The sequence below is a fragment of the Hydrogenophaga sp. UC242_53 genome (assembly GCF_042696965.1).
In the GTDB taxonomy this organism is placed as follows: Bacteria; Pseudomonadota; Gammaproteobacteria; order Burkholderiales; family Burkholderiaceae_C; genus Hydrogenophaga.
Map to the genome: position 1 here is coordinate 3,475,395 of NZ_CP170552.1, position 24,447 is coordinate 3,499,841.

Annotated in this window: 15 protein-coding genes and 6 pseudogenes; 7 read left to right on the top strand and 14 right to left on the bottom strand. The window is 69.8% G+C overall.

Annotated features, from left to right (window positions below; genetic code table 11):
- The first annotated feature begins 66 nt into the window (after positions 1 to 66).
- Together ACFJI0_RS17525 and ACFJI0_RS17530 are read left to right on the top strand one after the other, a co-directional pair.
- Positions 67 to 1,731, top strand: a pseudogene (locus ACFJI0_RS17525) (Na/Pi cotransporter family protein).
- Between the two features lie 76 nt (positions 1,732 to 1,807).
- Complete coding sequence (locus tag ACFJI0_RS17530; RefSeq protein ID WP_382321470.1) at positions 1,808 to 2,956, top strand: aminotransferase class V-fold PLP-dependent enzyme; 1,149 nt, start codon at positions 1,808 to 1,810, stop codon at positions 2,954 to 2,956.
- A 27-nt stretch (positions 2,957 to 2,983) separates the two neighbouring features.
- Here ACFJI0_RS17530 and ACFJI0_RS17535 read toward each other — a convergent pair whose 3' ends face one another.
- A complete protein-coding gene (locus ACFJI0_RS17535) occupies positions 2,984 to 3,979 on the bottom strand; it encodes a quinone oxidoreductase family protein (protein WP_382321472.1) in 996 nt (331 codons plus the stop codon).
- A gap of 121 nt (positions 3,980 to 4,100) precedes the next feature.
- Here ACFJI0_RS17535 and ACFJI0_RS17540 point away from each other — a divergent pair.
- Positions 4,101 to 5,043 (top strand): annotated as a pseudogene (locus tag ACFJI0_RS17540) (DMT family transporter).
- Here ACFJI0_RS17540 and ACFJI0_RS17545 read toward each other — a convergent pair.
- From ACFJI0_RS17545 to ACFJI0_RS17585, 9 genes and pseudogenes are all read right to left on the bottom strand, one after another.
- A complete protein-coding gene (locus tag ACFJI0_RS17545) occupies positions 5,044 to 6,972 on the bottom strand; it encodes a methyl-accepting chemotaxis protein (protein WP_382321474.1) in 1,929 nt (642 codons plus the stop codon). It abuts the pseudogene before it with no gap.
- A gap of 202 nt (positions 6,973 to 7,174) precedes the next feature.
- Positions 7,175 to 7,973, bottom strand: a pseudogene (locus ACFJI0_RS17550) (SDR family oxidoreductase).
- Between the two features lie 15 nt (positions 7,974 to 7,988).
- Positions 7,989 to 8,928 (bottom strand): annotated as a pseudogene (locus tag ACFJI0_RS17555) (DMT family transporter).
- 72 nt (positions 8,929 to 9,000) lie between these two features.
- Positions 9,001 to 10,567 (bottom strand): annotated as a pseudogene (locus ACFJI0_RS17560) (tripartite tricarboxylate transporter permease).
- Between the two features lie 21 nt (positions 10,568 to 10,588).
- Positions 10,589 to 11,095, bottom strand: coding sequence for a hypothetical protein (locus ACFJI0_RS17565; protein WP_382321476.1), 507 nt, complete (start codon positions 11,093 to 11,095; stop codon positions 10,589 to 10,591).
- Between the two features lie 25 nt (positions 11,096 to 11,120).
- Positions 11,121 to 12,939, bottom strand: a pseudogene (locus ACFJI0_RS17570) (GspE/PulE family protein).
- A gap of 7 nt (positions 12,940 to 12,946) precedes the next feature.
- Positions 12,947 to 13,729, bottom strand: coding sequence for a spermidine synthase (locus tag ACFJI0_RS17575; protein ID WP_382321478.1), 783 nt, complete (start codon positions 13,727 to 13,729; stop codon positions 12,947 to 12,949).
- A gap of 393 nt (positions 13,730 to 14,122) precedes the next feature.
- Positions 14,123 to 14,620: a DNA-deoxyinosine glycosylase gene (locus ACFJI0_RS17580; RefSeq protein ID WP_382321480.1), complete on the bottom strand. Its 498-nt coding sequence runs from the start codon at positions 14,618 to 14,620 to the stop codon at positions 14,123 to 14,125.
- Complete coding sequence (locus tag ACFJI0_RS17585) at positions 14,617 to 15,450, bottom strand: TatD family hydrolase (RefSeq protein ID WP_382321482.1); 834 nt, start codon at positions 15,448 to 15,450, stop codon at positions 14,617 to 14,619. Before ACFJI0_RS17585 ends, ACFJI0_RS17580 begins: the two co-directional genes overlap by 4 nt.
- 80 nt (positions 15,451 to 15,530) lie before the next feature.
- On the opposite strand from ACFJI0_RS17585, the gene ACFJI0_RS17590 reads away from it, so the two are divergent.
- Positions 15,531 to 15,956, top strand: a complete 426-nt coding sequence (locus ACFJI0_RS17590) for an META domain-containing protein (protein WP_382321485.1) — start codon at positions 15,531 to 15,533, stop codon at positions 15,954 to 15,956.
- Here the strand turns inward: ACFJI0_RS17590 and lolD are convergent.
- Positions 15,953 to 16,627: a lipoprotein-releasing ABC transporter ATP-binding protein LolD gene (lolD, locus tag ACFJI0_RS17595; protein ID WP_382321488.1), complete on the bottom strand. Its 675-nt coding sequence runs from the start codon at positions 16,625 to 16,627 to the stop codon at positions 15,953 to 15,955. The two genes, ACFJI0_RS17590 and lolD, sit on opposite strands and share 4 nt — an antisense overlap.
- Positions 16,620 to 17,876, bottom strand: coding sequence for a lipoprotein-releasing ABC transporter permease subunit (locus ACFJI0_RS17600; protein WP_382321490.1), 1,257 nt, complete (start codon positions 17,874 to 17,876; stop codon positions 16,620 to 16,622). The genes lolD and ACFJI0_RS17600 overlap by 8 nt, the downstream gene beginning before the upstream one ends.
- Before the next feature lie 52 nt (positions 17,877 to 17,928).
- Between ACFJI0_RS17600 and ACFJI0_RS17605 the strand changes: the two genes are divergently transcribed.
- The gene (locus ACFJI0_RS17605) at positions 17,929 to 18,924 is read left to right on the top strand and encodes a phosphoglycerate mutase (protein ID WP_382321492.1); all 996 of its coding nucleotides are present in this window, start codon (positions 17,929 to 17,931) and stop codon (positions 18,922 to 18,924) included.
- The gene (recJ, locus tag ACFJI0_RS17610) at positions 18,921 to 20,657 is read left to right on the top strand and encodes a single-stranded-DNA-specific exonuclease RecJ (RefSeq protein ID WP_382321494.1); all 1,737 of its coding nucleotides are present in this window, start codon (positions 18,921 to 18,923) and stop codon (positions 20,655 to 20,657) included. Before ACFJI0_RS17605 ends, recJ begins: the two co-directional genes overlap by 4 nt.
- Before the next feature lie 305 nt (positions 20,658 to 20,962).
- On the opposite strand, the gene ACFJI0_RS17615 is transcribed toward recJ, so the two are convergent.
- Both ACFJI0_RS17615 and ACFJI0_RS17620 read right to left on the bottom strand, forming a co-directional pair.
- Positions 20,963 to 21,703: a LytTR family DNA-binding domain-containing protein gene (locus tag ACFJI0_RS17615; RefSeq protein WP_291121688.1), complete on the bottom strand. Its 741-nt coding sequence runs from the start codon at positions 21,701 to 21,703 to the stop codon at positions 20,963 to 20,965.
- Positions 21,704 to 21,751: 48 nt separating this feature from the next.
- Positions 21,752 to 22,813: a sensor histidine kinase gene (locus tag ACFJI0_RS17620; protein WP_382155057.1), complete on the bottom strand. Its 1,062-nt coding sequence runs from the start codon at positions 22,811 to 22,813 to the stop codon at positions 21,752 to 21,754.
- Between the two features lie 147 nt (positions 22,814 to 22,960).
- Here ACFJI0_RS17620 and argH point away from each other — a divergent pair, with 147 nt between their 5' ends.
- Positions 22,961 to 24,412, top strand: coding sequence for an argininosuccinate lyase (argH, locus tag ACFJI0_RS17625; protein ID WP_382321496.1), 1,452 nt, complete (start codon positions 22,961 to 22,963; stop codon positions 24,410 to 24,412).
- Positions 24,413 to 24,447 lie beyond the last annotated feature (35 nt).

Consider the following 24,447-nt stretch of genomic DNA (forward strand, 5'->3'; position numbering starts at 1 on the left):
CCGCGCGGCCCCGCGAGTCCGCACCGCCCACGGGGCTTCGCCCCGGGGCGTATAGTTTTGAGGTTCATGAAACATCTGCTGGACCTTCTCGCGGCCATTGCCTTGCTGGTTTGGGGCACCCACCTGGTGCGGGCCGGCGTGCTGCGCGTCTTCGGCAGCAACCTGCGGCAGTTCCTCGCCGCGAGCATGGGCAACCGCTTCACCGCCGCCCTCTCCGGCCTGGGCGTGACCGCCCTGGTGCAATCCAGCACCGCCACCGCGCTGATCACCGCCTCCTTCGTGGGCCGCGGCCTGATCGCGCTGCCCGCCGCCCTGGCGGTGATGTTGGGCGCCGACATCGGCACCAGCCTGATGGCGGTGGTGTTCTCCTTCGACCTGTCCTGGCTCTCGCCGCTGTTCATCTTCCTGGGCGTCACGCTGTTCATCTCGCGCCAAGGCACGCCGGTGGGCGACTTCGGCCGCGTGCTGATCGGCCTGGGCCTGATGCTGCTGGCCCTGCGGCTCATTTCGGCCGCCACCAGCGTGCTGACGCAGAACCCCGCCGTGCAGCTGATGCTGGAATCGCTCACCAGCGACCTGCTGCTGGAGATCCTGCTGGGCGCCGCGCTGGCCGTGGTGGCCTACTCCAGCCTCGCGGTGGTGCTGCTGGCGTCCTCCCTGGCGCTGCAGGTGGTCGGGCTGGACGTGGCCCTGGGCATCGTGCTCGGCGCCAACCTGGGCAGCGGGCTGCTGGCCGTGATCACCACCGCCAAGTCCGGCATCAGCACCCGCCAGGTGCCGCTGGGCAACCTGCTGTTCAAGGTGCTGGGCGTGCGATCGCGATCTGGCTCATTCCCCTGTGGCTGCAGGTCATGCAGCCGCTGGTGCAGGACCCGGCCACGCTCACCGTGCTGTTCCACCTGAGCTTCAACCTGATGGTCGGCGCGGTCTTCATCGGCCTGACCAAGCCGGTCGCCCGCATGGTCAACCGCCTGCTGCCGCTGAAGAAGGACAAGAGCCCGCTGGACCGGCCCAACCACCTCGACCCCTCGGCCCTGGCGCACGCCCTCGCTGGCCATCTCCTGCGCCGCGCGCGAGGCCATGCACCAGGCCGACGTGGTCGAGACCATGCTGCGCGGCGTGGTCACCGTGATCCGCAACAACGACGCCAAGCTCTCGCAGGACCTGCGCAAGCTCGACGACACCGTCGACAACCTCTACTCCTCGATCAAGTACTACCTCACCAAGATCTCGCGCCAGCAGCTCAGCGAGGCCGAGAGCCGGCGCTGGACCGACATCATCAGCTTCACCATCAACATGGAGCAGATCGGCGACACCGTCGAGCGCGTGCTGCTGGACATCGAGGACAAGAAGATCCGCAAGGGCCGCAGCTTCTCCGAGGCCGGCATGGCCGAGATCACCGAACTGCACGCGCGTCTGCTCGACAACCTGCGCCTGGGCATGAGCGTGTTCCTCAACGGCAACGTGCGCGACGCGCAGAAGCTGGTGGAAGAGAAGGTGCGCTTTCGCGACATGGAACGCGAGTACGCCGCCACCCACCTGGACCGGCTCTCCGGCATGACCCCGCAGAGCATGGACACCAGCTCGCTGCACCTGGACCTGATCAGCGACTTGAAACGCATCAACTCGCACATCTGCTCGATCGCCTACCCCATCCTGGACAGCGCCGGCGTGCTGGCCCCCAGCCGCCTGCGCGAACCCACCCCACCGTCGCACGCCAGCCGGCTCTGAGCATCCGTACGGGTGCAAGCCTGGGAGGGCTGTGCTACGCTGGCTCTCCGTTTTTGCGCCCGACACAGGAGACAACATGCCCGGACTGCTGCCCCACATCGACCCCGACGGTCTGCTCGAGTTCTCGGTCGTCTACACCGATCGCGCGCTCAACCACATGTCCAAGCGTTTCCAGGGCGTGATGACCGACATCTCGGCCATGCTCAAGCGCGTCTACGGCGCGCACTCGGCCGTGCTGGTGCCCGGCAGCGGCACCTTCGGCATGGAATCGGTGGCGCGCCAGTTCGCGCACGGCAAACATGTGCTGGTGATCCGCAACGGCTGGTTCAGCTACCGCTGGACGCAGATCTTCGACATGGGCGGCATCCCCGCCAGCCACACCGTGATGAAGGCACGGCGCACCGGCGACGGCGCGCAGGCCCCCTGGGCGCCCGCGCCGATCGACGAGGTGGTGGCCACCATCGCGCGCGAAAAACCGGCCCTGGTGTTCGCCCCGCACGTGGAAACCGCCGCCGGCATGATCCTGCCCGACGACTACCTCGAGGCCGTGGCCGATGCGGTGCACGCCGTGGGCGGCCTGTTCGTGCTCGACTGCATCGCCTCCGGCGCGATGTGGGTGGACATGAAGGCCACCGGCGTCGACCTCCTCATCTCGGCCCCGCAGAAGGGCTGGAGCAGCTCGCCCTGCTGCGCCATGGTGATGCTCAGCGAACGCGCCCGCAGCGCCATCGACGCCACGCAGAGCACCACCTTCGCGATGGACCTCAAGAAGTGGCTGCAGATCATGGAAACCTACGAAGGCGGCGGCCACGCGTACCACACCACCCTGCCCACCGACGCGCTCACCCGCCTGCGCGAGACCATGAAGGAAACCGAGGCCTACGGCTTCGAGCGCGTGCGGCAGGAGCAGGTGGCGCTGGGCGCGCAGGTGCGCGCGCTGCTGGTGCGCCACGGCTTCCCCAGCGTGGCCGCGGCCGGCTTCCAGGCGCCGGGCGTGGTGGTGAGCCACACCACCGACCCCGACATCCAGTCGAGCAAGAAATTCCTCGCGCAAGGCCTGCAGACCGCGGCCGGCGTGCCGCTGCAGTGCGACGAAGGCCCGGACTTCAAGACCTTCCGCATCGGCCTGTTCGGCCTGGACAAATGGCACGACGTGCCGGCCACGCTCCAGCACCTGGAACGGGCCCTGGCCGAGGTCGCGCCCAAGGTGGCGCAACCGGCCTGACGAAAAAAGCGGCCCAGGCCGCTTTTTTTACGGCAGCAGCACCGTGCAGCCGGTGGTGGCGCGCGCCTCCAGGCTCTTGTGCGCGGCCTGCACATCGGTCAACTCGAAGCGCTGGTCGATGCGCACCTTCACCTTGCCACCCTCCACCACCGCGAACAGGTCGTCGGCCATGGCCTGGGTGCGCTCGCGGCTGGTGATGTGGGCGAACAGGGTCTGGCGCGTCACGTAGAGCGAGCCCTTGGCCGCCAGGAGGCCGGGCGCGAACGGCGGCACCGGGCCCGAGGCGTTGCCGAAGCTCACCATCAGGCCGAAGGGGCGCAGGCAGTCCAGCGATTTTTCAAAGGTGTCCTTGCCCACCGAGTCGTAGACCACCTTCACGCCCTGGCCGTTGGTGATGTCCTTGACGCGCGCCGCGAAATCCTCGGTGCGGTAGTTGATGGCGTGGGCCGCGCCGTGCGCCAGGGCCAGCGCGCACTTCTCGTCGGACCCCGCGGTGCCGATCAGCTGCAGGCCGAGCGACTTCGCCCACTGGCTCGCGATCAGGCCCACGCCACCGGCGGCGGCATGGAACAGCACGAAATCACCCGCCTCCAGCCCCTCGACGGGGCGGCAGCGCTTGAGCAGGTACTGCGCGGTCAGGCCCTTGAGCATCATGGCCGCGCCGGTCTCGAAGTCGATCGCATCGGGCAGCCGGCAGACGTTCATGGCCGGCATCACGCGCACATCGCTGTAGCTGCCGGGCGGGTTGGCGGCATAGGCCGCGCGGTCCCCCGCTTTCAGGTGCGTCACGCCCTCGCCCACCGCCTCGACCACGCCCGCGCCTTCCATGCCCAGCGCCAGCGGCAGGGGGAAGGGGTACAGGCCGGTGCGCTGGTACACGTCGATGAAGTTCAGGCCGATGGCGTGGTGCCGGATGCGCACCTGGCCAGGCCCGGGTTCGCCCACGCTCACGGTGTCGATCACCAGTTGCTCGGGGCCGCCCACGGCATGGATGCGCACGGCGCGGCTGGTCTGTTCGCTCATCTCGGTTTCTCCTCGGGGTTCGAAAGCGGCCATGCTGCCACGAAACGCCCGCCCTGCCGATGCCGCTTCGCATCACCCCCAGGCCCTCGCCGGTCATGGGCTCGCGGGTACAGTGCGGGCCATGTCCCAGAACGCCAGTGCCCGTCTCAGCCCCACCACCCTTCTGCTGCTCGTCATTCCGCCCTTGATGTGGGCGGGCAATGCGGTGGTCGGCCGCATGATGCAGGGTGTGGTGCCGCCGGTCACGCTGAACTTCCTGCGCTGGACCCTGGCCTTCCTGCTGTTGCTGCCGTTCGCCGGCCGGGTTCTGCGCCCGGGCCCCGACGGCCTGTGGCCGCACTGGCGGCGCTTCGCCCTGCTGGGCCTGCTGGGCGTGGGCTGCTACAACGCCTTCCAGTACGTGGCCCTGAAGACCTCCACCCCGATGAACGTGACGCTCGTCGCGGCCAGCATGCCGGTGTGGATGCTGCTGCTGGGCCGGATCTTCTATGGCGCTGGCGATCTCCCGGCGCGCGGCCCTGGGTGCCCTGCTCTCGCTGTCCGGCGTGGCGGTGGTGCTCTCGCACGGCGAGCTCGACCACCTGCTGGCGGTGAAGCTGGTGCCGGGCGACGGCTGGATGCTGCTGGCCTCATTGCTCTGGGCCTGGTACAGCTGGCTGCTGGTGCGCCCCAAGCCCGGCACGGAGCCTGCCCACATCAAGGCCGACTGGGCCGCCTTCCTGCTCGCGCAGATCGTCATGGGCGTGCTGTGGTCGGGCCTGTTCGCCGCGGGCGAGTGGCTCACGCTGCCCCCGCTGGCCGAAGGGCAGCACCCCATCCAGTGGGGCTGGCCGCTGGCCGCCGCGCTGGTGTACGTGGCCGTGGGCCCTTCGCTGGTGGCCTACCGCTGCTGGGGCGCGGGCGTGGCGCGCGTAGGCCCGGCCCTGGCCGCGTTCTTCAACAACCTCACGCCGCTGTTCGCCGCCCTGCTCTCGGCCACCCTGCTGGGCGAGCCGCCCCGGCTCTACCACGCGCTCGGTTTCGTGCTGATCGTGGGCGGCATCCTGGTCTCGTCGAGAAAGTGATCAGGCGAGTCTGAACGCCGCCACCGCCTGCACCAGCTGATCGGCCTGCGACTTCAGGCTCTGCGCCGCCGCGGCGCTTTCCTCCACCAGCGCGGCGTTCTGCTGCGTGGCCTGGTCCATCTGCGTCACCGCCTCGCCGACCTGCGACACGCCGTCGCTCTGCTCGCGGCTGGCCGCGCTGATCTCGCCCACGATGTCGGTCACGCGGCGGATCGAACCCACCACCTCGCTCATGGTGCTGCCGGCCTGGTCCACCAGCGCCGTGCCCTGCTCCACGCGGTCCACGCTCACTTCGATCAGGCCCTTGATCTCCTTGGCCGCGGCGGCGCTGCGCTGCGCCAGGCTGCGCACCTCGGCCGCCACCACCGCGAAGCCCCGGCCCTGCTCGCCCGCACGCGCGGCCTCCACCGCGGCGTTGAGCGCGAGGATGTTGGTCTGGAAGGCGATGCCGTCGATCACGCTGATGATGTCGGCGATCTGGCGCGAGCTGTCGTTGATGCCCTTCATCATGTCGACCACCCGGCTCACGGCGTCACCGCCCTGCGTCGCGACTTCGGAGGCGCTGATCGCCAGCCGGTTGGCCTGCTGCGCGTTCTCGGCGTTGAGCTTCACGGTGGAGCTCAGCTCTTCCATCGAGGCGGCGGTTTCCTCCAGCGCCGAGGCCTGCTGCTCGGTGCGCGCCGACAGGTCGTGGTTGCCCTGGGCGATCTGCGAGCTGGCCGCGGCCACGCCCTCGGCGTTGCCGCGCACGCTGCCCACCACGCGGGTGAGCTCGGCCTGCATGGTCGACATGGCCCGGAGCAACTGGCCCATCTCGTCGCCACCACCCGATGGCACGGCCTGGCTCAGGTCGCCGGCGGCCACGCGGGCCGCCACCGTGCGGGCCAGCTCGGCCGGGCGCGTGATCGAGCGGCCGATGACGATCGCGAAGGCCACGCCCGCGCCCAGCAGCGCCGCGATGGTGCCCAGCACCCAGCCCAGTTCGCCGCGCTGTTCGGTGTAACGACTTTCGATCTCCACACCCAGTTCCTTCGTCGCGCGGTCGCTCAGGCCGTACATGCCGTCGATCGCGGTGGTCGTGGCCTTGAAGTAGTCGGCCGAGGCGTACTGCAGCACCGGCGCCTCGACGATCTGCTCGCGCGCCAGCTTGAGCGCGCCTTCGAATTCGCTGCGCGCCTGCGCATGCGAGGCGGCCAGGCGGGTCTTGAGCGTGGGGTCGTGTTCGAACGCCTTCTCCAGGCTGATGTCGAGCTCGCGCACACCGACGCGCGCGCGCTCGACCAGGCTGGCGATCTGCGCCTTCTCTTCCGGCGTGGCCGACTGGCGCACCAGCAGCGCGGACCCACGCGCCCGCGCCTGGCCCAGCATCTCGGTCAGGCGCGGCATCTGCTGCAGCGTGCCGATGATCAGGAAGTAGGTGGACTTGTCCGGGTCGGAGGTCAGGCCGAAGTGGTCCGACACGCGGTCGTTGAGTTCGATCAGGCCCGCGATCATCGCGGTGTGGCGCGCGAAGCTCTCCGGCCCCGTGACACCGCGCGCGGCCACCGCCTGCGACAGCGACTGCCACTGCTCCACGATGCCCCGCCAGTCGCGGCGGATGCGCGCGTCGTCCACGTCGCTGGCCAGCAGCGCCTCGAAGCGCTGCACCGCCTGCTGCACCTCGGCCGCGCGGGTCTGGCGCTGGGGCTCGGCATCGGCCTTGCCGCCCAGCACGGTGGCCGTCATGCCGCGGTGGATCTGCGCCAGGCGCACCACCTCCAGCAGCGAGCGCGAAGGCGCCAGGCCCTGGCGCTCGGCCTCGATGGCGGCGAGTCCACCCAGCGCGTCGCGCACATAGGCCGTCAGGGGGACGGCCACCAGCAAGGCGGCGATGAGTCCGAGCAGGACGAGCTTGTGGACCAGGCGCAGGTTTCGGATCAGGGACGGCATGAGGGGCGATCGAGGAGGGTTGAACGTGGTCCAACTATCGACGGGCACCCCCACAAGTTGAGGCATCAACGCACGACTTTTCCGCGGCGGTTTTCATTCGGAAAAACCGCATGGAAGTGGTGCGGAAAATGCGCCTCGGCGGTGCGTTTTCACCGCTTTTCGACACCCTCGCACAAGCCTGGTGCAGGGGTGCCGCGCGGCCTCAGAACGTGCCTGGGTAGGCGCCGCCGTCGGCCAGCACGTTCTGGCCCGTCATGTAGCCCGCGTGCACGCTGCACAGGAAGGCGCAGATCGCGCCGAACTCCTGCGGGCTGCGCAAAGCGCTTGGCCGGGATGGTGCTGCGGCGCGCGTCCATCACGGCGTCCAGCGGCTGGCCCGCCTTGCTGGCAGCACCGGCCATGGTGGTCTTGAGGCGGTCGGTCTCGAACGCGCCCGGCAGCAGGTTGTTGATGGTCACGCCCTGCGCGGCCAGCGGGCTGCGCGCGGCACCGGCCACGAAACCCGTGAGGCCGCTGCGCGCGCCGTTGGACAGGCCCAGGATGCCGATCGGGGCCTTCACCGCGCCCGAGGTGATGTTGACGATGCGGCCGAAGCCGCGTTGCGCCATGCCGTCCACCACGGCCTTGATGAGTTCGATCGGCGTGAGCATGTTGGCGTCCAGCGCCTGGATCCAGTCGTCGCGCTCCCACGAGCGGAAATCGCCCGGCGGCGGACCGCCCGCGTTGTTGACCAGGATGTCGAAGGCCTTGCCCGGCCCGCCCGCCACCGACAGCGCGGCCGCGCGGCCTTCGGTCGTGGTGATGTCGGCCGCCACGCCCAGCACGTTGACGCCGGGTGCCGCAGCGCGCAGCGCGCTCACCGCCGCGTCGAGGTCGGCCGCGCCGCGCGCGACCAGCACCACGTTGACGCCCTCGGCCACGAGCGCCTGCGCGCAGCCCAGGCCCAGGCCCTTGCTCGCGCCGCACACCAGCGCCCATTTGCCCTTGATGCCCAAATCCATGTGAATCTCCAGAGGTTATTTTTTCGGTGCCGAGCCAAAGCGCGTCACCAGGAAGACGCCGCCGAGCACCAGCACCGTGCCCGCGACGATCCAGCGGTTGAAAGGTTCATCGAGGATCAGCACGCCCATCACGATGGTGGACATGGGGCCGATCATCCCGGTCTGCGCCGACAGGCCGGCGCCGATGCGCTCGATCGCCATCATCACCATCACCACCGGCGCGAAGGTGCACAGCGTGGCGTTGAGCAGCGAGAGCCAGATCACCTCGGGTGCCACGGCGGCCGCACTCATCGGCCGCAGCAGCACGAACTGCAGCAGGCACAGCACGCAGGCCACGCTGGTGGCCAGGCCCACCAGGCGCATCGAGCCCAGCCGCTTGACGAGTTCGCCGCTGTACACGAGGTAGATGGCGTAGCTCACGGCGCTGCCGAACACCAGCACCGTGCCCAGCACCGCATCCGGCCCCTGAAAGCCGGCCTCGTGGCCGAACACCAGCATCACGCCGGCATAGCTCACGGCCATGGCGATAGCCTGCAGGCCGGTGACGCGCCGCTTGTAGACCACCCAGCCCAGCAACAGCACCAGCGTGGGGTTGAGGTACAGGATCAGGCGCTCCAGGCTCGCGCTGATGTACTGCAGGCCCCAGAAGTCCAGGAAACTCGCGAGGTAATAACCGGTGAAGCCCAGGCCGAGCACGCCCAGCCAGTCGCGCCGCGTGAGCGGGGCCGGTTTCTCGCCGCCGGGCCGGTGGCTGGCCCACCAGGCCAGCGCCAGGAACAGCGGCAGCGCGAACAGCATGCGGTACATGATGAGCGTGACCGCATCGACCCCATGGCGGTAGGCCAGCTTGACGATGATGGCCTTCCCGCTGAAGGCAATGGAGCCCGCGCTGCGCCAGCAACAGGCCGGTGGCGAGGTGGGGCGAGGGGTGGGAAGCGGAAGGCGCGGCGGGCATCCAGCCGATTATCCGGGCGCGGCGAAGGGCCCGTGGCGCGCGGGGCTTCGTCTTTGGCGATGGCAGGCTGCGTCAGTCCGGCGCGCGCCGGCGCGGCTGCAGCACCACGACCAGCAGCAGCAGGATGCGCCACCATCAGCAGCAGGGCGGAGACCGGCCGCTCCAGGAACACGAACCAGTCGCCGCGCGAGAGCCGCAGCGTGCGGCGCAGTTGCTCTTCCAGGCCCGGGGCGAGCACGAAGCCCAGCAACAGCGCCACGCCCTCGCAGCCCAGGCGCTGCAGCACGAAGCCCAGCAGGCCCAGCCCGATGACCAGCCACACGCCCCAGCCGTGCGGGCCGAGCGCCAGCGCGCCCAGGCCGGCGGCCACCAGCAGACCGGCCAGCAGCGCGCGGCGCGGCACGCGCAACACGCCCAGCAGCACAGGCGCCCACCAGCGCGCCAGCGGCAGGTTGAGCAGCAGCAACAGCAGGTTGCCCACCCACATGGACACCAGCAGGCCCCAGAACAGCGAAGGCTGCACGCCCATGACCGAGGGACCGGGCTCGATGGCGTGCAGGCCGAGCGCCCCCAGCAGCAGCGCCATCACGGTGTTGGGCGGCAGACCCAGGGCCAGCATGGGCAGGTAGGCGGTCTGCGCGCCCGCGTTGTTGGCGGCCTCGGGCGCGGCCACGCCGCGCAGGTTGCCCTGGCCCAGCGGCGGCGTGCGGTGGCGCGAGACCACGACCTCCAGCCGGTACGCCGCCAGCGAGGACAGCAACGCGCCGCCGCCCGGCACCACGCCGAGCACCGCACCCAGGCCGGTGCCGCGCAGCAGGGCCGGCAGCGCGTCCTTGAGTTCCTCGCGCGTGGGCCGCGTCGCCATGCCCGAGACCACCGGTGTGCCCGGGGGCGTTTCGCGCACAGGCGCCGCAGGCGCCAGGGCGGAGAGGCCCGCCAGTTCGGCCGCCACCGGCGCGACCACGAAAAAGCCCAGCGCCAGCGCGATGAAGCCCACGCCTTCGGTCAGACCGTGGTGGCGCCCCATCCAGGGCTCCAGGCCTTCGGGCACGAAGCGCGCGGTGCCGGTGTGCACGTCCCAGCCCATCAGGCCGAGCAACAGGCCCAGCACCGTCATGGCCAGCGCCTTGAGGAACGAGCCCGAGGCCAGCACCGTCGCGCCCACCAGCCCGACGACCAGCAGCAGGAAACGCTCGGCCGCGCCGAACTGCAGGCCCAGTGACACCACCGCCGGCGCGAGCAGGACCACCAGCGCGATGGCCAGGCAACCGGCGGCGAACGAACTGATCGTCGCCATGGACAGCGCCACGCCCGCCCGGCCCTGCAAGGCCATCGGATGCCCGTCGTGGCTGGTCATCACCGACGAGGCCTCGCCAGGCTGGTCGAGCACGATGGCCGGCAGCGAGCCCCCGTACTGCGCGCCGTAGTAGACGCCTGCCAGCACCAGCAGCGCGGGCAACGAGGGCAGGCCCAGCGTGGCCGGCAGCAGCAGCGCGATGGCGGCCACCGGCCCCAGGCCCGGCAGCACGCCGAACACGCTGCCCACCAGCACACCGAGCGCGATCAGGCCCAGCGCCTGCCAGCCCCACACCGCGGCCAGGCCCTGCGCCAGCGAGTCCCACCAGGAAAAGTCCACCATGCCCGTGCGTCCCCGCGGTATTCAGCGCAAGGCGCGCGTGGGCCACAGCGGCAGATCCAGCCCCAGGGGGCCGATCCACAGCGCACACACCACCGCCGCCAGCGCGATGGCCCACAGCCACACGCGCCCGCTGGCGCCACCGGGCTCACCCGGCACCACCGCCAGCACCAGACCCGACACCCCCGCCGCCAGGCCCAGCGTGGGCCAGCCAGTGAACCAGGCCCCGATCCAGGGCCACTGCGCCGGCCCGCTGCACAAGGCCAGCCACAAGAGACCACCGAGCAGGCGCAGCAAGGGGCCCCAGCCCCAGTGCCGCACGCGCCCGCCGCCCAGGGCCTCGAAGGTCAGCGCCTTGAACAGGATGAGCAGGCCCAGCAGCCCCAGCACGAGGCCCAGCAGCAGGGGCACATACCCCGGGCCCATCTGCGCCGCCGAGCCCAGCGCATGGCGCGAGGCGGCCCAGCCGAAACCCACGCCCAGGGCCAGGAACAGCAGCCCGGCCAGAAAGTCCTGCAGGTTCTTGATCATGCGTCGTGGTGACCGCGCGGACGGCTCACTGCACGGGCGGCGTGCAGGCCAGCACCTCGTCCATGGTGGTCAGGCCCTCGGCCACGCGCGCCGCGCCCGCCAGGCGCAGCGGCCGCATGCCATCCTGCACGGCCTGCCGGCGCAGCGCGTCGAGCACGGGCTCGCGGCTGACCTTGTCCTTGAAGGCCTCGGTGACCACCAGCAGTTCGTACAGGCCCATGCGGCCTCGGAAGCCGGTCATGCGGCAGTCCACGCAGCCCACCGGCTGGTAGGGCCGGTAGCTGCCGCTGACCTGCCAGGGCTTGACCAGCTCGGTCAGCGTCGCCCGCGAGGCCGCGGTCTCGTCCTGGTCCTGTGGCTTGCGGCAGGCCGGGCACATCGTGCGCACCAGGCGCTGGGCGAGCACGCCCAGCACGGTGGCGTTGATCAGGTAGGGCGGAATGCCCAGCTCCATCAGCCGCATGATGGCCGAGGGCGCGTCGTTGGTGTGCAGCGTGGTGAACACCAGGTGGCCGGTGAGCGCGGCCTGCACCGCCATCTCGGCGGTGGCCAGGTCGCGCACCTCGCCGACCATGATGATGTCCGGGTCCTGCCGCATCAGCGAGCGCAGGCCCTGCGCGAAGTCGAGGTCCAGGTGAGGTTGCACCTGGGTCTGGTTGAAAGCCGGCTCGATCATCTCGATCGGGTCTTCCACCGTGCTCACATTGACCTCTTCCGTGCGCCAGGCGCTTGAGCGTGGCGTACAGCGTGGTGGTCTTGCCCGAGCCGGTGGGGCCGGTCACCAGCACGATGCCGTGCGGTTGCCGGGTCAGGCTTTCCCAGCGCTGGGCGTCGTGCGCGGCGAAGCCCAGGGCGCTGAGGTCCTTCACGGTCGACTCGGGGTCGAAGATGCGCATGACCAGCTTTTCGCCGAACGCGGTGGGCAGGGTGGACAGGCGCATTTCCACCTCGTCGCCGCGCGCGCCGCCCACGCCCGGGCGCAGGGTCTTGATGCGGCCGTCCTGTGGGCGGCGCCGCTCGACCACGTCCATGCGGCCCAGCAGCTTGATGCGCGCGGTCATCGCGTTCATCACGCCGATGGGCATCTGGTAGACGGGGTGCAGCACGCCGTCGATGCGGAAGCGGATCACACCCTGCTCGCGCCGGGGTTCGAGGTGGATGTCGCTGGCGCGCTGGTCGAAGGCGTATTGCCAGAGCCAGTCCACCACCTGCACCACGCCCTGGTCGTTGGCGTCGAGCTGCTTGTTCGCCTTGCCCAGCTCCACCAGCTGTTCGAAGCTGCCGAAGCCGCCCGGCGCGCCGCTCTTGTTGGCCGCGCGCACCGACTTGGCCAGCGCGAAGAACTCCCCGGTGAAGCTCTTGATGGACTGCGGGCTGGAGAGCACCAGGCGCACGCTGCGCCGGGTCTGGCGCTCCACCTCGGGCACCCAGTCGCGGATGAAGGGCTCGGCCGTGGCCACCACCACCTCGTTCGGGCTCACCAGCACCGGCAGCACCTTGTGGCGTTCGGCGTAGGCGGCGCTCATCACGTCGGCCACCTTGCCCACATCCACCTTCAGCGGGTCGATGCGCATGTACTCCAGGCCGCTGCGTTGGGCCAGCCATTGCGTGAGCATCTCCACGTCGAGCACGTGCTGGTCGGCCTTGCGCGACATGCCCACCACCGCCAGGCGCTGCAGCGGGTGCTGCGAACTGTGCGCCGAGGCGCAGCGCGTGGTGGTGCGCTCGGCCTCCTCGGCGGAGATGATGCCGTCCTCGCGCAGCCAGCCCACGAGGCTGCGCCAGTCGAGCGGGCCATCGAATGTCTTCTGTTGCTGCTGCGGTGGCGTCGGCGAGGTCTTCATGCGTCGATCAGGATACCGGTTTGAACAGGCGCAGCCACTTCACAGCGGGTAAACCCCAGCGCGCCTGCACCGCTTCCGCGCGCGCCAGCAGGGCCATGCGGGTGGGCCGCTCGGCGGTGCGTTGGGCCAGCACCACGGTGTTGCCTTCGCGCGTGGGCTTGAAGGCCCAGACCGCGTCGGACACGAAGGCGGCGCAGATGCTTTGCAGCGAGCGCTCGTAGCTCGCGTCGCGGCCGAAGAGGTTGACGGTGAGGCAGCCGTCGTCGGTGAGCGCGGCGCGGCAATCGGCGTAGAAGTCGGGGCTGTCGAGCACGGGGGCGGCGGCTTCGTGGTCGTAGAGGTCCACCTGCAGCGCGTCGTAGGCGCCGACGTGGTCGGCGCGGCGGATCTCTTCACCGGCGTCGGCGAGCAGCACGCGCAGGCGCGGCCCGTCGGCGGGCAGTTTGAACCACTGCCGGCACACCGCGACCACCTGCGGGTTGATCTCGATCGCGGTGGTGTCCATGCGCAGTTTCTTGAAGCAGAACTTGGTGAGTGCGGCGGAGCCCAGGCCCAGCTGCAGTGCGCGGCGTTTGGGCACCGAGTCCGGATCGACGAAGAGCAGCCAGGCCATCATGCGCTGGACGTAGTCGAGTTCGATGTCGAACGGCGACTCCAGCAGCATCGAGCCCTGGATCCATTCGGTGCCCAGGTGCAGGAAGCGCACTTCGCTGTCTTCGGAGATGGTCACGTCCGGCAGGGTCTGGACCGCGCGCCGTGCGCGCGCGGCGGCATTGGCGCCGGCCTTCATGCCTTGCCCTCGCTGTCACGCGGGGAATGTTCGGAGGGGTGGGGGGAGTGCTGCATCTGGGTGTCTGGCCTTGGGAGGACGATTATGAACACAGTGTCGGGTTGGGTTTTTCTCCGGCGGCGCCCTGCGGTTCACCGGGGGTGGCCGACTCCGCTCATGTCCCCCGGGGCGGCTTCGCCGCCCCTCCTCCTTTACTTCGCTGCGTCGGCCACCCCCGGTGAACCGCAGGGTTGGTATGCGGGAGAGTCGAGTGCCTGCAAATGGGTAGCTCGGAGTGATAGGGCGTTCTGCGCAGCGGGGTAAAGGAGGAGGCGGCACCAGCCGCCGGGGGACACCCGCGGAGCAGAGCGCCCTATCGCTCCGAGCCCGCGAGGTCTCAACCCAACAAGGAACTCACCCCCCCACCCCATGCCGCCGCAACACCTCAGCCCAAGCCGCCAGCTTGCGATCAAAACTCCAACTCGCATTCGCCGGACTCGTGGAAGGCAACCGGTACACCGGCACCCCCAGCTTCTCCGTGTGCCGCGAATGCCGGAAACTCTCGCCCCCGTTGTGGGCGATCGCCTCCAGCATCGGGCACTCACGCAGCACCATCGAAAAATCGTTCAACTCCGCATTCAGGATGTTGGCGTCCAGACTCCCCTCACGCTCGCAGGCCCCGTACACATCCCACACCCCCAGCCCGTGCTCGCGCAACGCCGCCACCCGCCCCGCGTAATCCATCGCAGGCAAAGGCAAGGCCCACAAAGCCCCCAGGATCTTCCAGAAATGGTTCTGTGGATGGCCGTAATACTGCTGCGCCCGCAACGACGCCACCCCCGGAAAACTGCCCAGCACCAACACCCGCGTGTTCGCGCTCAACACCGGTGCCAGACCCTGCAACCGGCTCATGCCAAAGCCCCCAAGCGCGGCAACGCCACCAGGGCATTCACGGTGCTCGCCACCATCAGATCCTCCACCGGCATGCCCCGCAAACCCGCCACCACCGCCCCGATGCGCGGCAGCTCCGCCGGGCTGTTGAGGCCCTGCGCGCGCCCGGCCTCGCGCTCGGCCGCCGTCACGTACAGCCACTGCGGCGGAATGTCCGGCGCATCGGTCTCCATCACCAACGCCGACAAGGGCAATTCGGCCGCGAGCCGGCGCAGCTGCCGCGCGGGCTCGAAGGTGCTCGCGCCACCGAAGCCCAGCTTGAAACCCAGATCGATGAAGGCCTGCGCCTGCTGTTCGCTGCCGTTGAAGGCGTGCGCGATGCCGGCCACCGGCAGTTCACGCAAATGCTTGAGCAACAGGTCGGCACTGCGGCGCACGTGCACGATCACCGGCAGGCCGTGCTTTCGCGCCAGCCGAAGCTGCGCGCGGTAGAAGGCGGTCTGCCGCTCGCGCATCTCGGGCGTGCAGAGTTCGGGCACGAAAAAATCCAGGCCGATCTCACCCACCGCGACGAGGCGGGGATCGTCGCGGTGATCGGTGAGCGCCGCGTCCAGGGCCGTGAGGTCGTCTTCCGTCGCCTTGGGCACGCACAGCGGGTGGATGCCCAGCGCATAGGCGTCGCCCAGGCGGTGCGCGAGCAGGCGCACGGTGTCGAAATTGAAGCGCGCCACAGCGGGAATGACGCACCGGCCCACGCCGCGCGCGGCCGCGACTTCACGCAGGCTGATCGCGAGAGCGTGGTCGGCGCCGAACTCGGGCGCATCCAGATGGCAGTGTGTGTCGATCCACATGGCGGTATAACGGCCATTGTGCCGGCAAGCGCCAGCGCACCGGCCCGCTCACAAGAATGCCAGCAAGAAAGGAAATCACCATGTCACACACCACCCGCCTCGCCTCGCTCGCCGTGCCCGCCCTGCTGGCCCTCAGCGCCTGCGCCCTGCCCGGCGTCCCCGCGCCCGCCCCGCTGGTGGGCAGCGAATGGCTGTTGGAAGACCTGGGCGGGCGCGGCGTGCTGGACCGCGTGCAGGCCACGCTCGCCTTCCCCGAAGCCGGGCGCGTGGCCGGCAACAGCTCGTGCAACCGCTTCTTCGGCTCGTACACCCTGATGCAGGACCGCGTGGCCATCGGCCAGCTCGGCGGCACGCGCATGGCCTGCCCCGAAGCGGTGAACGACCAGGAAACGCGCTACCTGGACGCGCTGCAGAAGGCCCAGCGACTGGAGGTGCAGGGACGGACGATGCTGATGCACGTGCAGGGCCTCGACAAACCCCTGCGCTTTAGCAGAACCAAGCCCTAAGTCAGAACGCCTGCGGTCAACCGCAGCACGCGTGCACAACGCGCAGCCAGCGCCTCGTCGTGCGTGACGACGATAAAGGCCGTGCCCTGGTCGCGGGCCAGTTCCAGCATGAGCTGGAACACGCCCTCGGCGGTGCTGCGGTCCAGGTTGCCGGTGGGTTCGTCGGCCAGCACGCAGGCCGGTTGCGTCACCAGCGCGCGCGCGATTGCCACGCGCTGGCGCTCGCCACCCGACAGCTCGGCCGGCCGGTGGTGCAGGCGCTCGCCCAGGCCCACGCGCGCGAGCATCTGCTCGGCCTGCTGCGCCGCCTCGGCGCGCGGCAGGCGGCGGATCCACAGCGGCATCGCCACGTTGTCGCGCGCGCTGAATTCGGGCAGCAGGTGGTGGAACTGGTAGACGAAGCCCAGGTGCCGGTTGCGCAGCGTGCCTTGTTGCGTGGCGCTCAGGCCCGAGAGGGTCTGCCCCATCAGCTGCACGCTGCCGCTGGTGGGCGCGTCCAGCCCGCCGAGCAGGTGCAGCAAGGTGCTCTTGCCCGAGCCCGAGGCGCCGACGATGGCCACGGTTTCGCCCGCGCGCACCGCGAGGTCCACGCCCTTGAGCACGGTGACGTCGAGCCGGCCTTCGTGGAAGCGCTTGGTGAGGCCCTGGGCCTGGAGAACGGTGTCACTCATAGCGCAAGGCCTCGGCGGGGTTCACGCGGCTGGCGCGCCAGCTCGGGTAGATCGTGCGCAGGAAGGCCAGCACCAGCGAAATCAGCGCGACCGGCAGGATGTCGGTCTGCTGCGGATCGCTGGGCATGCGGCTGATGAGGTAGATGTCCTGCGGCAGGAAACTCGCGCCCAGCAGGCGTTCGAGCGCGGGCACCAGGGTGTCGATGTTGAAGGCCACGCCCAGGCCGAGCAGCAGGCCCGCGCCGGTGCCGATGATGCCCACCATGGCGCCCTGCACCATGAACACGCCCATGATGCTCTGCGGGCTCGCGCCCAGCGTGCGCAGGATGGCGATGTCGGCGCGCTTGTCGGTCACCGTCATCACCAGCGTGGACACGAGGTTGAACGCGGCCACGGCCACGATCAGCGTGAGGATGATGAACATCATGCGTTTCTCGAGCTGCACGGCCGCGAACCAGGTGCGGTTCTGGCGCGTCCAGTCGCGCACCAGCAGGCCGGGGTCGAGGTCGGAGGCGATGGACAGGGCCACCTCGCGCGCCTGGTGCAGGTTCTTGATCTTCACGCGCACGCCGGTCGGGCCCTCCACGCGGAAGATGCGCGCGGCGTCGTCCTGGTGCAGCAGGGCCAGGGCCGAGTCGTACTCGAAGTGGCCCGAATCGAAGGTGCCCACCACCGTCATCTGGCGGATGCGCGGCACCACGCCTGCCGGCGTCACCTGGCCGTTGGGCGCGATCAGCGTGACGCTGTCGCCCGCGATCACGCCCAGGCTGCGCGCCAGCTCACCGCCGAGGATGACGCCGAACTCGCCGGGCACCAGGCGCGGCAGCATGGTGTCGGCCAGTTCCGCCGCCAGGTCGGTCACCTTGGGTTCGAGCGCGGGGTCGATGCCGCGCACCAATGCGCCCTTCATGTCCTCGCCGCGCGCGATCAGCGCCTGCGCGCCCACGAACGGCGCGGCGCCCACCACCTCGGGATGGCGCTCGATGCGGGCCAGCGTGTCGGCCAGGTTGGGGATCGCCTGGCCGCTGGGCTCGAACACCTCGATGTGCGAGAGCACGCCCAGCATGCGGTCGCGCACCTCCTTCTGGAAGCCGTTCATCACCGAGAGCACGATGATGAGCGCGGCCACGCCCAGCGCGATGCCCAGCATGGACACGCCCGAGATGAAGGAGATGAAACCGTTGCGCCGGGTGGCGCGGCCGGCGCGGGTGTAGCGCCAGCCCAGGATGAGTTCGTAAGGGGTTTGCATGCAGTTGGTGGTGGGATGCAGCGGGCATTGTGGCATCCCCGACAATCACGGCATGCCCGCCCCCTACCCGGCCTCTGAGCCTCGCCTGCACCTGCTGGTTCCTTTCGCCAGCGCGAGCGACCCCGCCTGCCGCGCCGCGCTCCCGGGTTTGCCCTTGCCCCAGCTCACCGCGCTGCTGGCCGAACTGGTGCCTGTCTACGCCGACGCGGGCGACGACCACAGCCTGAGCCCGCCGCACGAACGCGCCTTGGCGCAGGCGCTGGGCCTGGTGCGCGCCGACGGCTGCCCCTTCGGCGACGGCCTGATTCCCTGGGCCGCGATGGAAGACGCGCAACCCGACACGCCCCAGGCCTGGTTCACGCCCTGCCACTTTCAGGTCGGCATGGAACAGGTGACGCTGTTGCCCGGTGATCAATTGGGCCTGAGCGACGACCACTCGCGCGCGCTGTTCGACGCCCTGGCGCCCTATTGCGCTGAAGACGGCATCACCCTCACCTACCAGTCGGCCACGCGCTGGCACGCGCGCGGGGAGCCGCTGCGCGGCATCGCCTGCGCCAGCCTGGACCGCGTGAGCGGCCGCTCGGTGGAGGCCTGGATGGCCGAAAGCACGGCCAACCCGGCCGGGGGCCTGCTGCTCAAGCGCCTGCAGAGCGAGGCGCAGATGCTGTTCTACACCCACGCCGTGCACGATGCGCGCGAGGCCGCGCGGCTGCACCCGGTCAACGGGTTCTGGGTCAGCGGGGCCGGCGCGCTGGACCGCCCCATCACGCCGCAGCCCCCACCGGCCCAGCCCGATGCGTTGCGCCGCGCCGCGCTGCAGGCCGACTGGGCCGCGTGGCGGCAGGCCTGGGCCGCGCTCGATGCCGGCCCCATCGCCGAATGGCGCGAACGCGCGCAACGCGGCGAAGCGGTCACCCTCACCCTGTGCGGCGAACGCGCCGCACAGCGCTTCACGAACGCCCCCCGAGGCGCCGGCGCACGCCTCGGCCGCCTCATCAAGAACCTGCTGGGCCCCACCCCGGCCTGGAAGACCCTGGACACCCTATGAAGATCATCACCCGCGACGTGCCTCCCCGTGCCGCCTGGGCGCTGGAGCAAAGCGGCCTGCATCCCCTGCTGGCGCGCCTGTTCGCCGCGCGCGGCATCACCAGCAAGGACGAGCTCGACGACGCGCTCGCGCGCCTGCTGCCGCCGTCCTCGATGCTCGGTGCCCAGGAGGCCGCGCGCGCCTTGGCCGACGCGATGGCCGCAGGCAAATCCATCTGCATCGTGGCCGACTACGACTGCGACGGTGCCACCGCCTGCGCGGTCGGCCTGCGCGGCCTGCGCCTGCTGGGCGCGCCCCTGGGTTTCGACCGCGTGAACTACCTGGTGCCCGACCGCGTGACGGACGGCTATGGCCTCACGCCCTCGATCGCGAAGCGCGTGAAGGCCCAGGGCGCCGACGTGCTGGTGACGGTGGACAACGGCATCGCCAGCGTGGACGGTGTGCGCGCCGCGCGCGAGCTGGGCCTGGACGTGATCGTGACCGACCACCACCTGCCCGCGCTGAAGGACGGCGAGATCGCCCTGCCGGTGGACTGCATCATCGTCAACCCCAACCAGCCGGGCTGCGCCTTCGAGAGCAAGTCGATCGCGGGGGTGGGCGTGATGTTCTACGTGCTGCTGGCGCTGCGGGCCGAGCTGCGCGAGCGCGGTGTGTTCACCGCGCAGAACCAGCCCAAGATCGACACCCTGCTGCCGCTGGTGGCGCTGGGGACCGTGGCCGACGTGGTCAAGCTCGACGCCAACAACCGCCGCCTGGTGGCGCAGGGCTTGAAGCGGGTGCGCGCGGGTGCGATGCCGCCGGGCATGACGGCGCTGTTCAACGCCGCCGCGCGCAAGCCGGCCGCCGCCACCGGTTTCGACTTCGGCTTCGCCCTGGGCCCACGCCTGAACGCGGCGGGCCGCCTGGCCGACATGACGCTGGGCATCGAGTGCCTGACCACCGAGGACGCGCTGCGCGCCGACGAGCTGGCGCGCACGCTGGACGGCATCAACCGCGAGCGCAAGGCGATCGAGGGCGACATGCGCGAGCAGGCCTTGCAGATGGCCGAGGAGATGTTCGACGAATCCGAGGAGCCGCCACCGGCGCTGGTGGTGTTCGATCCCGACTTCCACGAGGGCGTGGTGGGCATCGTGGCCTCGCGGCTGAAGGACAAGCTGCACCGCCCCACCTTCGTGTTCGCGGCCAGCGGTGCCGAGGGCAAGGAGCACGAGCTCAAGGGCTCGGGGCGCTCGATCGCGGGTTTTCATCTGCGCGATGCGCTCGACCTGGTGGCGAAGCGGCATCCGGGGGTGTTGTTGCGGTTTGGTGCGCATGCGATGGCGGCGGGCTGCACGATCGATGAGGAGCAGCTGGAGACGTTCGAGGCGGCCTTGCAGCAGGTGGCGCACGAGTGGCTGGACGCCGCGACGTTGCAGCGCCGCATGGAGGCGGACGGCCCGCTGGACACGAAGTACCGTCGCGCGGATCTGGTGGACACGTTGCACCAGGAGGTGTGGGGTCAGGGGTTCGCGCCACCGGTGTTCTGCGAGGAGGTGGTGGTGGTGTCGCAGCGTCTCGTGGGCGAGAAGCACCTGGCGCTGAAGCTCAAGCACCAGGGTGAACCGGTGGACGGCATCTGGTTCGGCCACACGGAGCCGCTGCCACAGCGGGTGAAGATCGCTTTCCGGTTGGATGCGGATGAGTGGCAGGGGCAGCGGCGGGTCCGGTTTCTGGTGGAGGCGGCGGAGGTCTGAGGCTCCCTTGGTTCGTTGTACCTCGCGGGCCGCGAGGGTGTGGGCGCTCTGCTCCGCGGGTGTCCCCCGCCCCGGCTTCGCCGGGGCTCCTCCTTTACCCCGCTGCGCAGAGCGCCCACACCCTCGCGCCAGTGACGTCAAAGAGAGCAGACATCCACCGCTCCGCTCGCCGGGGAGGTCGCCGGTGGCTGGGGTGATCGCCGCAGCGAAGTAAAGGAGGAGAACCGGCGAAGCCGGTTCGGGGGACATTCGCGGAGGCGATCACCCCAGCCGCTGGCGACCGGAGCAACGCCAACGAAAGAAGCTCAGCTCATGAGCGCTTCACGAACCGCCGCCAGTTGACGGCGAGAAACGGCCAGGCGTTCCTCGACCCCATCGAGCCGCACCATCCAGCCCTCGCCCTCGACCGGATCGTTGTGCTTCTCAACCGCGCGAACCGCCCGGCGCGACACCAGCGCGTTGCGGTGCACCCGCACGAACAGGTGGGCATAGCGTTGTTCCAGATCGCTCAAAGCGCCGTCGAAGATGTGTTCCTTGTCCGCCGTGCGCACGGTGATGTATTTCAACTCGGCCTTGAGGTAGATCACATCGGCCAGCGCCACCCGCTCGCTGCGGCCCCGCTCCTGAATGATCAGGCTCTCGGGCAAACCCCCGTCCTGCACACCCTCGCCCGCGCTGCGCTGCTTCATCACCTTCTGCAACGCCTGCTGCAGACGCTCGCGCCGCACCGGCTTGGTCAGGTAATCCACCGCCTCCAGCTCGAACGCATGCACCGCATGCTCAGCATAAGCCGTCACGAACACAATCGCCGGCGGCGCCGCCATCTGGCGCAGCGTGCTCGCCAGCGCCATGCCGTCCACGCCCGGCATGTGGATGTCCAGCATCACCAGGTCACAACCCGTGCGCTGGATCTGCTCCATCGCCTGCACCGCGTTCGACGCCTCACCCACCACATCGGCCCGTGGCTCGGTGCATTCGCCCAACAGCGTGCGCAGCCGGGATCGCGCCAGCGCTTCATCGTCAACGATCAGTACCTTCAGTGCCATGTCACGCTCCGTTGCCAGATCCGGTTCGGGGGTTCATTCAAACCCCGCTTATACCGGTATTTCAAGTCTCACCTGAAACACGCCATTCACCAAGGCGCTCTGAAAGCGCCCTTGTACATCATGCAGCAGTGTCAGGCGCTGGCGCACATTGTCCAATGCCAGACCATTGCCTCGCCGCCCACTGCCTGCCGGCACGGTGTTGGTGACCTTGATCACCACCACACTGCCCCGGCGCTGGGTGCTGATGCGCACCACCGCCCCGCTGGCACTGGGCTCCACCCCGTGCTTGACCGCATTCTCCACCAGCGGCTGCAGGATGAGGGGAGGCAATTTGGCCTTGGACGCCGTGTCGTCCACGCTCCACTCCACCTTCAGCCGCTCGCCGAAGCGCACCTGCTCGATGGCCAGGTAGTGCTCGGCCAGCTCCAGCTCCTGCCACAGCGGCACGGCCTCCTTGGCGTCGGCCAGCGCGTGGCGGAACAGCTCGCTCAGGTCCTCAAGCAAGTTTTCGGCCTTCGCCGGCTCCTCGCGCACCAGCGCGATCGCGCTGTTGAGCGTGTTGAACAGGAAATGCGGCCGGATGCGCGCCTGCAGCTCGGCCAGGCGGGCCGTGGCGCCGGCCGGTCCGCGCGCCTTGGAACGCCACATCAGCGCGGCCACCAGCACCGCCGACACCAGCGCCCCCGAGGCGGCGCTGGCCAGCCAGGGCGAGGGCTCCACCAGGCCCATCCAGACCAGCAGGCCGCAACCGTAGAGCCCCGAAAGCGCACCAAACCCGACCGCCGCCGCCCATTGGCCCGGAATCGGCAGCAGGCCCAGCTGGCGTTTGAGGCCGCACACGGTCAGCAGCCAGGCCAGCACGGCGGGCAAGGCCGCGCCGGTGTAGATCGCCAGTTGCGTGACCCAGGCAATGAAGGTCTGGGCGCCGAACAGGGCCGCCACCGCCACGATGGCCTGCACGAACAGCACCGCGCGCAGCACCGTGCCGACCTGGCAGGTGTCGAACACCTGCACCCGCGCGCGCAGGTCCTCGGGCATGTCCGCGATCGGGCGCGCACCCGCGGCATGCGCCAGTTCCTGGAAGCTCGATAAAATTCTGGAATCTTTCATGGGAAGCACATCCGTCTTCGGGTCGGCCCCGTGAGGGCCTCTACAGGGGTCTGCCGCGCCGCCAACCGGCCCAGGGCCCACTGCCCCAAGCCCCATCCCTGGCGCACTCGCGCTCCTTCCTTTTTCCATCCAGCCGCTGGTAACACCATGTCCACCAACCAACTCGACAAAAAATCCGAAGCCTGGTCCGCCCTATTCTCGGAGCCCATGAGCGAGTTGGTCAAGCGCTACACCGCCAGCGTCTTCTTTGACAAACGCCTGTGGCAAGCCGACATCACCGGCAGCCTCGCCCACGCCGAGATGCTGGCGCACCAGGCCATCATCGGTGCCGCCGACCTCGAGGCCATCCAGCGCGGCATGGCCCAGATCACGGCCGAGATCGAGTCCGGCGAGTTCGAGTGGAAGCTCGACCTGGAGGACGTGCACCTCAACATCGAGGCCCGCCTGACCCAGCTCGTGGGCGACGCCGGCAAGCGCCTGCACACCGGCCGCAGCCGCAACGACCAGGTCGCCACCGACGTGCGCCTGTGGCTGCGCGGCGAGATCGACCTCATCGTCCCGCTGCTCGACGAGCTGCAGACCGCGCTGGTGGCGGTGGCCGAGAAGAACGTGGACGTGATCCTGCCCGGCTTCACCCACCTGCAGGTGGCGCAGCCGGTGAGCTTCGCGCACCACCTGCTGGCCTACGTGGAAATGTTCTCGCGCGATGCCGAGCGTTTCGCCGACGTGCGCCGCCGCACCAACCGCCTGCCGCTGGGCAGCGCCGCGCTGGCCGGCACCACCTACCCGCTGGACCGCGAGCGCGTGGCGCGCACCCTGGGCATGGTGGACGAGCGCGGCGAGCCGCAGGTGTGCCAGAACAGCCTGGACGGCGTGAGCGACCGCGACTTCGCGATCGAGTTCACCGCCGCGGCCAGCCTGTGCATGGTGCACATCAGCCGCTTCAGCGAGGAACTCATTCTCTGGATGAGCCAGAACTTCGGTTTCGTGAAGATCGCCGACCGCTTCACGACCGGCAGTTCCATCATGCCGCAGAAGAAAAACCCCGACGTGCCCGAGCTCGCGCGCGGCAAGACCGGCCGCGTGGTCGGCCACCTCATGGGACTGATCACGCTCATGAAGGGCCAGCCGCTGGCCTACAACAAGGACAACCAGGAAGACAAGGAGCCGCTGTTCGACACCGTGGACACGCTCAAGGACACGCTGCGCATCTTCGGCGAGATGGTGGGCGGCCAGCTGAACCCGGCCACGGGCACCAAGGAAGGCGGCATCACCGTCAACGCCGTGGCGATGGAAGAAGCCGCCAAGAAGGGCTACGCCACGGCGACCGACCTGGCCGACTACCTGGTGAAGAAGGGCCTGCCCTTCCGCGACGCGCACGAAACGGTGGCACACACCGTCAAGGCCGCCGTCTCGCACAACTGCGACCTGTCCGAGCTGCCGCTGACCGTGCTGCAAGGCTTCAACGCCTCGATCGAGAAAGACGTGTACGAGTGCCTGAGCCTGCGCGGCAGCCTGAACGCGCGCAACACCCTGGGCGGTACCGCGCCGGCCCAGGTGCTGGCGCAGATCGCGCGCCACCGCAAGCGCCTGGGCTGAAACCCCTCGGCCCGCCACGGCGGGCACACGGGCGG

Excerpts from the sequence above, each read along its gene's own strand:
- ACFJI0_RS17530 (WP_382321470.1), top strand. The coding sequence starts at position 1,808 with ATGCCCGGACTGCTGCCCCACATCGACCCCGACGGTCTGCTCGAGTTC.
- ACFJI0_RS17535 (WP_382321472.1), bottom strand. The coding sequence starts at position 3,979 with ATGAGCGAACAGACCAGCCGCGCCGTGCGCATCCATGCCGTGGGCGGC.
- ACFJI0_RS17545 (WP_382321474.1), bottom strand. The coding sequence starts at position 6,972 with ATGCCGTCCCTGATCCGAAACCTGCGCCTGGTCCACAAGCTCGTCCTG.
- ACFJI0_RS17565 (WP_382321476.1), bottom strand. The coding sequence starts at position 11,095 with ATGATCAAGAACCTGCAGGACTTTCTGGCCGGGCTGCTGTTCCTGGCC.
- ACFJI0_RS17575 (WP_382321478.1), bottom strand. The coding sequence starts at position 13,729 with ATGAAGGCCGGCGCCAATGCCGCCGCGCGCGCACGGCGCGCGGTCCAG.
- ACFJI0_RS17580 (WP_382321480.1), bottom strand. The coding sequence starts at position 14,620 with ATGAGCCGGTTGCAGGGTCTGGCACCGGTGTTGAGCGCGAACACGCGG.
- ACFJI0_RS17585 (WP_382321482.1), bottom strand. The coding sequence starts at position 15,450 with ATGTGGATCGACACACACTGCCATCTGGATGCGCCCGAGTTCGGCGCC.
- ACFJI0_RS17590 (WP_382321485.1), top strand. The coding sequence starts at position 15,531 with ATGTCACACACCACCCGCCTCGCCTCGCTCGCCGTGCCCGCCCTGCTG.
- lolD (WP_382321488.1), bottom strand. The coding sequence starts at position 16,627 with ATGAGTGACACCGTTCTCCAGGCCCAGGGCCTCACCAAGCGCTTCCAC.
- ACFJI0_RS17600 (WP_382321490.1), bottom strand. The coding sequence starts at position 17,876 with ATGCAAACCCCTTACGAACTCATCCTGGGCTGGCGCTACACCCGCGCC.
- ACFJI0_RS17605 (WP_382321492.1), top strand. The coding sequence starts at position 17,929 with ATGCCCGCCCCCTACCCGGCCTCTGAGCCTCGCCTGCACCTGCTGGTT.
- recJ (WP_382321494.1), top strand. The coding sequence starts at position 18,921 with ATGAAGATCATCACCCGCGACGTGCCTCCCCGTGCCGCCTGGGCGCTG.
- ACFJI0_RS17615 (WP_291121688.1), bottom strand. The coding sequence starts at position 21,703 with ATGGCACTGAAGGTACTGATCGTTGACGATGAAGCGCTGGCGCGATCC.
- ACFJI0_RS17620 (WP_382155057.1), bottom strand. The coding sequence starts at position 22,813 with ATGAAAGATTCCAGAATTTTATCGAGCTTCCAGGAACTGGCGCATGCC.
- argH (WP_382321496.1), top strand. The coding sequence starts at position 22,961 with ATGTCCACCAACCAACTCGACAAAAAATCCGAAGCCTGGTCCGCCCTA.